The sequence below is a fragment of the Hymenobacter terricola genome (assembly GCF_017921975.2).
Lineage (GTDB): Bacteria > Bacteroidota > Bacteroidia > Cytophagales > Hymenobacteraceae > Hymenobacter > Hymenobacter terricola.
On record NZ_JAGEMO020000233.1, the window covers coordinates 1 to 532 of the forward strand.

1 protein-coding gene is annotated in these 532 nt (G+C 63.7%); it reads right to left on the reverse strand.

The features are described 5' to 3' along the window. Positions 1-518, reverse strand: a 518-nt coding sequence (locus J4G38_RS28370) for a histidine kinase dimerization/phospho-acceptor domain-containing protein (protein WP_262906271.1), incomplete at its 3' end; no start/stop codon positions are given. Between the last annotated feature and the right edge of the window lie 14 nt (positions 519-532).

The window sequence follows — 532 nt, forward strand, 5'->3', positions numbered from 1 at the left end:
TCCTCCTGGCTGAACTCGGTAAAAATCTGCTTCAGGTAGGCCGCGTCGATGCCGATGCCCGTGTCGCGCACCACGAAGGCGAGCTCCACCGCGCCGGCGTGAAAGCACACCACGTCGCACTCGATGGCAACTTCCCCTTTGGGGGTGAACTTGACGGCGTTGCCGGCCAGGTTGAGCAGAATCTGGGTGATGCGGTGCGGGTCGCCGAGCACCACGTCGGGCACGCGCGGGCTCACCCGGATGAGCAGGCCCAAGCCCTTTTCCTCGGCTTTGTAGAGCAGGGTTTTCTCGACCTGGGCGCAGAGGCGGGGCACGTTGAAGCCCACCTGCTCGATGCTCATCCGGCCGGCGTCGAGCTTGGACAGGTCCAGGATGTCGTTGATGATGACGAGCAGGTTCTGGGCCGAGGTGGTGATGGCGTGCAGGTAGTTGCTCTGGCGGGTGGCCAGCGGGGTTTTGGCCAGCAGCTGGCTCATGCCCAGGATGGCGTTCATGGGCGTGCGGATTTCGTGGCTCATGTTGGCCAGAAACA